General features: G+C 35.1%; 7 protein-coding genes. 1 reads left to right on the top strand and 6 read right to left on the bottom strand.

Annotation, left to right across the window (positions count from 1 at the left end; translation table 11 throughout):
• Nucleotides 1–601 precede the first annotated feature (601 nt).
• The 5 genes from ACP5SP_RS07060 to ACP5SP_RS07040 all read right to left on the bottom strand — a co-directional run bounded on the left by ACP5SP_RS07060 (nucleotide 602) and on the right by ACP5SP_RS07040 (nucleotide 4,770).
• Nucleotides 602–1,336 (bottom strand): amino acid ABC transporter ATP-binding protein, encoded by a 735-nt coding sequence (locus tag ACP5SP_RS07060; RefSeq protein WP_416085740.1) that lies wholly within the window; start codon nucleotides 1,334–1,336, stop codon nucleotides 602–604.
• Nucleotides 1,329–1,985 carry an amino acid ABC transporter permease gene (locus ACP5SP_RS07055; protein ID WP_416085741.1) on the bottom strand — a complete coding sequence of 219 codons (657 nt, stop codon included), beginning with the start codon at nucleotides 1,983–1,985 and terminating at the stop codon, nucleotides 1,329–1,331. Before ACP5SP_RS07055 ends, ACP5SP_RS07060 begins: the two co-directional genes overlap by 8 nt.
• 12 nt (nucleotides 1,986–1,997) lie before the next feature.
• Nucleotides 1,998–3,011, bottom strand: a complete 1,014-nt coding sequence (locus ACP5SP_RS07050; RefSeq protein ID WP_424607134.1) for a transporter substrate-binding domain-containing protein — start codon at nucleotides 3,009–3,011, stop codon at nucleotides 1,998–2,000.
• A gap of 284 nt (nucleotides 3,012–3,295) precedes the next feature.
• A complete protein-coding gene (locus ACP5SP_RS07045) occupies nucleotides 3,296–3,931 on the bottom strand; it encodes a phosphatase PAP2 family protein (protein WP_416085743.1) in 636 nt (211 codons plus the stop codon).
• Nucleotides 3,928–4,770 carry a DegV family protein gene (locus ACP5SP_RS07040; protein ID WP_424587115.1) on the bottom strand — a complete coding sequence of 281 codons (843 nt, stop codon included), beginning with the start codon at nucleotides 4,768–4,770 and terminating at the stop codon, nucleotides 3,928–3,930. The genes ACP5SP_RS07045 and ACP5SP_RS07040 overlap by 4 nt, the downstream gene beginning before the upstream one ends.
• 93 nt (nucleotides 4,771–4,863) lie before the next feature.
• On the opposite strand from ACP5SP_RS07040, the gene ACP5SP_RS07035 reads away from it, so the two are divergent.
• A complete protein-coding gene (locus ACP5SP_RS07035; protein WP_428076337.1) occupies nucleotides 4,864–6,042 on the top strand; it encodes a glycerol-3-phosphate acyltransferase in 1,179 nt (392 codons plus the stop codon).
• Here the strand turns inward: ACP5SP_RS07035 and ACP5SP_RS07030 are convergent.
• Nucleotides 6,039–6,668: a WG repeat-containing protein gene (locus ACP5SP_RS07030; RefSeq protein ID WP_424587114.1), complete on the bottom strand. Its 630-nt coding sequence runs from the start codon at nucleotides 6,666–6,668 to the stop codon at nucleotides 6,039–6,041. The two genes, ACP5SP_RS07035 and ACP5SP_RS07030, sit on opposite strands and share 4 nt — an antisense overlap.
• Nucleotides 6,669–6,970: the final 302 nt, after the last annotated feature.

Below are 6,970 nucleotides of genomic sequence, written 5' to 3'. Positions count from 1 at the left end.
AGAAGGCGGTTTAGTGCCCCCTCAAAATATGGAGATTTCTCAGTCGCTTACGCTCCTTCGAAATGACTGTTTTTTGGGGAAGTATTGAGGGGCGGTGTTGTATTCCCTCAAAATGGTTGTCATGTCGAGTGCAGTGAGACATCTTTGCAGTTTAAATGGTGGGAAGCTCCCCTCCAGCAATTTCATGAAGCATATTCTAAGCCTTTTTGGTAAAATAAAACTAAGACTACATTCTTCTCCTACTTATTTTTAAGCATAAAAAATATTTATGGGTATAACAAAATCCACTAATATTAAAAACCATCATAAATACTCAATTTGTTATTTTACCTTAGATAGAAATCAAACTTAAAAATCCCGCATTGTTCCGTAGAACCAGCATTAAAACTTGATTATTACCCTATCAAATTTTCAATTTAGAGAGGATTTTTAGAGTTAAAATGGGTTAAACTACCTTGAACAAATTTTTGCCTCTCTAAACGCATGCAAATGCAAGGTCTTAAACACGCAATTTAAAATTGCTCTTTAAGCGTAAAATTTTAGACCCTTACAAGCATATTCTAAAAATCCTTACCAATATTGCCTTTTAACATTTTCAAACTTAAACGCTATATACACTAAGAACACTTCTAAGGAATCTTCTTGCCCTTTCTGTTTGTGGGTTTTCAAAGAATTCTAAAGGTTTTCCTTCTTCAACGATGCGTCCATCAGCCATAAAAACAACTCTATCAGCAACTTCCTTTGCAAACGCAATCTCGTGTGTTACTACAACCATTGTCATTCCGTTTTCTGCAATCTCTTTCATTACATCAAGCACTTCCTGAATCATCTCTATGTCGAGTGCTGAGGTTGGCTCATCAAAGAGCATTAATTTTGGCTCCATTGCAAGTGCTCTTGCTATTGCAACTCTTTGCTTTTCTCCACCTGAAAGTTCTTTTGGATAATGGTTGAGTCTTTGTCCTAACCCCACTTTTTTAAGATAATTTGTTGCGATATTTCTTGCAAGGTTTTTATCTATTTTCTTTACAACAATAGGTCCAAGCATTACATTTTCAATTGCTGTAAGATGAGGAAATAAGTTAAAATGCTGAAAAACCATCCCTATTTCTTCTCTTAATTTGTTAAGATTTGTTTTTGGATTTATAAGACTACCTTCGTAGTAAATTTCTCCTGATGTAGGTAATTCAAGAGCATTCAAACATCGGAGGAATGTGCTTTTTCCTGCGCCAGATGGTCCAACTATTACCACTTTTTCACCTTTTTTTACTTCGAAGTTAACATTTTCAAAAACTCTTATGTTTCCGAATCTCTTTGTTAAATCTACTGTTCTAATCACCTTTTGCAAACCTCCTTTCGAGATTTTGTGAAAGTCTTGTTAAAGGAATTGTAAGTAAAAGATAAATAATTCCTGCCGCAAGGTATGGTGTAAGTACATTTGCTGTTGCAGATGAAATTTGTTTTGACTTATAGGTAAGTTCTGCTATTCCTGTAATCATTACAAGTGAAGTGTCTTTTAGTAAAGCAACAATTTCGTTTGTAATTGGAGGGATTACTCTTCTTATCGTTTGAGGGAGGATTACATACCTCATCGTTTGATAATAATTCATTCCAAGCGAGTTTGCTGCCTCAAACTGTCCAAATGATATTGATTCAATTCCTGCTCTAAAAATTTCCGAGATGTATGCAGCTGAGTTAAATGAAAGTGCAACTACACCTGAGGTAAATGCATCAAGTTTAAGTCCAAATCCTGGAAAGACATAATAAACGATGAGAATTTGAAGCAAAAGTGGTGTCCCTCTCAGGGTATCTACATAAATTGAAGAGAGCCCCCGTAAAAGAGGGCTCTTTGAAATTCGCAATAATGCAATAACAAGACCAAATGCTATACCAAAAACCATTGCAAGAAAAGTTAGTCCAAGAGTTGTCTTAAGTCCTTGGAGGAGAAATGGTAACGTTTGAATAAATAAGTCTAATCTAAATTGCATAAAAAATCACCTCTATGGAATTGATTGTGGCGCTGTGCCAAACCACTTCTTGTAAAGTGTAGTATACTCACCATTTGCTTTAATTTCTTTTAAGGCATTGTTTATTGCGTCTCTTAATTCTGGTTCATCTTTCCTAAATGCAATTCCGTATTGCTCAGTTGTAAAAAGCGATCCTACTATTTTTACCTTTGGATGCGTCTTTGCATAGTAGAGCGACACAGGAAGATCGTTTATTACGGCATCTATTCTTCCGATTTCAAGGTCAGAAAGTGCAAGTTGAATATCTGGGTAACTTTTAACGATTGCACCATTGATCTTTTTTGCTGCCTCTTCACCTGTGGTACCGGTCTGAACTCCGACAGTTTTTCCTACAAGGTCCTCTGGCTTTGTTATTGAGTTATTGCTTGATTGGACTGCAAGAATCTGTCCAGAATTATAGTAGGGATCTGAGAAATCAACTTCTTTTTTTCTTTCATCTGTGATGGTCATTGCTGAAATTATTGCATCAAACTTTCCTGTTTGTAAGGCAGGAATTATGCCTGAGAAGTCTGCTGTGACAATCTGTGCTTTAACACCGATTTTACTTGCAAGAAGATTTGCAAGATCAACGTCAAAACCCATGGCATTTCCTGTTTTAGGGTCGATCCACTCAAAGGGTGCATAAGTTGTGTCAGATCCGAAAACAATTACTCCTGCTCTCTTTACCCTTGCAAGGGAGTTAAACCTAAGAGTAACTTCTTTTGAAATACCACTTCCTAAAACCTTGATGTTTTCTTGATAAGGTGTTGCACCTTCTGCTTCAACTTTTAAAACATAGTCCCCTGATTTTACATTACTGAATACAAATTTACCGTTTGCATCTGTTGTAGTTTGAAGGTCGTTTAAATACACAGTTGCACCTTTGATTGCTACTCCACTTTGGTCCTTCACAACTCCATTAACCTGTCCTGAACTTGCACAGCCAGTTAAGATTGCTAAAATTACTAACACTACCAATACCGCTGCTACCTTTGTAAATCCTCTCATCTTTTTCCTCCTATAAATTAAAAATAGCCGGCCTTTTGCGCCGGCTTATAAAAAAACAATATAAATTTATATCAACCCGCCGGCGCTCTTGTGCGGGTATGTCTTTTAGCATGTTTTCTTGTAGCCAAAATTAAAATAATGTTTTCCATATATTCCTCTTAATTTGTGTGAATTTTAGTTAAGTTTCGAAAAATGTCAATAGTCTTCTATTGGTTCCTCTCTTTAGTTTGTGGGCTTTAAAATAAGATTAGAATTGTGTTTTTTGACAAATAATAAATTTTTCTTTAATATTCTTGCTCAAGATTAAAAACATTATAAAAAATAAGGAAAATTCCTATTGCAAGCGGTGCACCAATGATATCAGCAATAACGTGCTGCTTTAAGAATTGTGTCGAAAGGATTATTAAAATTGCCCAGATTGATATTAAATATGCAATTATTCTGTACTTCTTTTTTACAAACCATACCGAGGAAACTAGCGCAGCTGTTCCACAGTGCAAACTTGGAAAGCAATTATATGGATTATCGCTTGAATAAAGTTTTACAACTTGATTTACAAAATAATTCGCTCCGTAGGTTATATTAGGTCTTGGCACATATGTTTGAAAAACAACATACACAAAATTACTAACAAGAAATAGAGAGATAAAAGAAATCGCAAGAGGGGTAAATATGCGAGGATGAAACAGAAAAAAGAAAAGGAGCGTAATATAAATAATAGGTTCAAGAGAGTTATAAATTATAATAAACTGGGGAATAAATGGCACAAGTTTATCGAGTGGCGTCAAAAGCACATGAACGCATGAAGTTGCATGGTTCGTCAGATCGTATATTTTTGAAGTGTAATAAATTAAAACTGCAAGCACACTGTTTATAAGATAAAGTTTATAATTTTTCTTTAAAAACTCGAATATCTTCATGCTTTACCTCTGAGTATTCCTATGCCAAGCCATTCTGGTCCTGCATAATTTCCAATTGCACAACCAACCTGAATAATGTCTGGTTTCAATCCATAGATTTCTTTTATGTATTCTCCAAATTCATTTGCTTCATCTTTGTTTAATCCATACATAATTGCAATTTTCTCTAAGCCAAACTCTCTGAATTCATTTGTTATAAATTTCTTTAGGTATTCTTTTGCTTTATTAAAACTTCTGAAGATACCCTCAAGTTTAATGAGGCCATTTGTAAAAGAGAACACGGGCTTTACACTTAAAACACTTCCAATGAGTGCAATTTCTTTTTTTATGCGTCCACTTGCACCTAAATATCTTATTTCGCTTAGAGCAAATCTATCTCTTAGCCTTTCTACAACCTTACTTGTTTCATTGTAGACTGTATCAAAGTCGAGTCCGTTCTTTATCAGATTTAACGCATGTTCTGTAAGGTATCTTATCGCATAGATTGAAGATCTTGAATCTATAATTTTTATTGTGTTTGTTTTAAGAGTTTCTATTGCAAGTCTTGCAGAATTTATTGTGCCACTTACTTTTTCTGAAATAAGAATTGAAATTGCAGAATCCCCTTTCTCAAGGATGGGCTTGAAGACACTAATAAAATCATCTGGAGATGGTTGCGAAGTTTTTGGAAATTCATCTGCATTTTTGAGGAATTGATAAAACTCCTCTATGGATATTTCTTCACCCTCCTTAAAATCTCTTCCCTTATAGAAGATCCTTATGGGTACGACTTTAATATCATTTAATTCCACAAACTCTTTACCAAGATAAGCTGTTGAATCCACAACAATTTTTATCATTTTCTCCTCCCTATATGCATATTATATGTAATTTGTGAAAAAACATATAAAATAAAGTAATCGTAAATCTTCTAAAAGTTTTATGAGGTGCATATGGAAATACTTTTAAAAGTGATCCTTCCGGTTATTATTGGTTATCTTCTTGGAAGTTTCTTACCTGCATATTTTGTAGGAAAATTTAGAGGAGTTGATGTAACAAAAGCGGGGTCAAGAAATCCTGGTATTGCAAACACTGCAAACCTTTTTGGATATAGGTTTGCGATCCTTGTTGGAATTTACGATATTTTTAAATCACCTCTTGCCATATTTATTGCACTAAAGTTGGGGGCGTCTTTGCCTGTGGCATTTGCTTCGGGTTTTGCATCAGTTTTGGGACATATCGCACCCTTTTACCTTCACTTTAGGGGTGGCCGTGGTATGGCAGCGTCAATTGGCATTATGGGCTATGCACTCGTGCTTCTTCTTATTTATGATATGCGCTTTGCCTATGTGTTTATTCCAATAACCCTTATTGTTGCACTTTTATTTTTTATGCGAAACAAGTGGCATTCTGCTAATACAATTACTCTTTTTGTACTGCCCTTGTTTATTATTTCGGTTATTCTTTACTATGGTATTCGGGTGGAAAGTATTGCATTTCTCATTGCAGGGCTTTATAGCGTTGCGCAAAGAGTTGAATATTTACTTCACGAAAAGCTTAAAGACATCAGCGTAGAAGAAAAGAGACTTCTTTCAAGGAAGTGGCTAAGGCCATTAGCCTCAATTTTTGCAGTTGGGGTACTTTTTTACAAATTATACACGCTTATTATTCTTGGGATAGTATTTTTGACATTTGTAATTTTTGAGACTTTGCGCTTTTCAAAAAGAAACTTCAAGGCACCAATTCCATATAAAGGAAGTGAAGAAAAACGTATTTCATCAATGGTAATGTTTCTACTTGGTGCTTTTATGACTTTGTCTTTCTTTTCGCCTCCAATTGGATCCCTTGCAATTATGTTTACAATTTTTGGTGATTTTTCTGCATGGAGCATCGGTGTTAGTATTGGAAAATTTCATATATTTGCCCAAAAAACTCTTGAAGGCACAATCGCTGCATTCTTGACGAATACTCTCATTGCCGCAATCTATTTAAAACTCGGGCTTGTAAGCATTGCCGTGTTTTTGACTGGTGCAATTGTTTCAACTCTTGCAGAACTTGCTCCGCTTGAGGATGATAATTTCTCAGTGCCACTTTTAAGTGCAATCACAATGAGTTTGGTTAATTCGCTTTAGTTATCTTTGAAAAACTTTTGATTGTTCTTATTGATGTAGCCATCAATTCCATTAAAACTAATATGTGCTATGCCATTTTCAAAAGTTGATGCGAAAGTATACATAGGTTCAATTACGAATTTTCCACTCTTATCAATATATCCCCAAAGTCCATTTTTCTTCACTGGGGCGAGCCCTTCTTTGAAATCCATTGCATTTTCGAATTGTGGAGCAATTATCATATTTCCTTTTGTATCAATAAAACCAAATAAACCGTTTTTCATAAAAAGTGCAAGTCCTTCAGAAAATGAACGAACTACTTCAAACTGCGGTTTAATAACGAAATTGCCTTTTGCGTCAATGAATCCATATAGTCTTTTTAATCTTACCTTTGCTAGTCCATCGGTAAAGAACCATACATCCTCAAATTGTGGCTTAATTACGATATTTCCATTTCTATCTGCAAATCCCCATAAGATACCTTCACGATATGGCACAAGTAAACTTGAATATTCGGTCCTTGCATTGGGAGTTTGTAATTCATTTGTCGTTTGTTTCAATTTAAAGATGTAAACGCCCTCACTTATAGAAATAAGAGTCAAAACAATTACCACAAAAATTAAAATTCTATTCGTTTTTCTATCCATAATTCCTCCCCTTCACTTCATTATACAGAAGAATTTAAATTGAAAGTATAGGGCGTCCTTTATACAATTTACTAGTCGTATATCATTTACTAAATCTTCTTTAACTTCATTCCAAAAGACCTTTTTCTTCTTGTGCTAAATGAAGTTCTGAGTGAGTGTCTATATTTTGAGGGAACAACAAACCGCCCCCTCAACACTCCCCAAAAATTGAGGAGATTCCTCGTGGCTACGCCACTTCGGAATGACACAACCAGTCATTTCGACGAACGTAGTGAGGAGAAATCTCCTCCTTTTGGGGTAGT

It is taken from the genome of Caldisericum sp. (assembly GCF_049967455.1).
GTDB classification, from domain to species: Bacteria; Caldisericota; Caldisericia; order Caldisericales; family Caldisericaceae; genus Caldisericum; species Caldisericum exile_A.
Note: the sequence above shows the minus strand (reverse complement) of the source record. Positions and strands in the feature narration are given on the sequence as shown.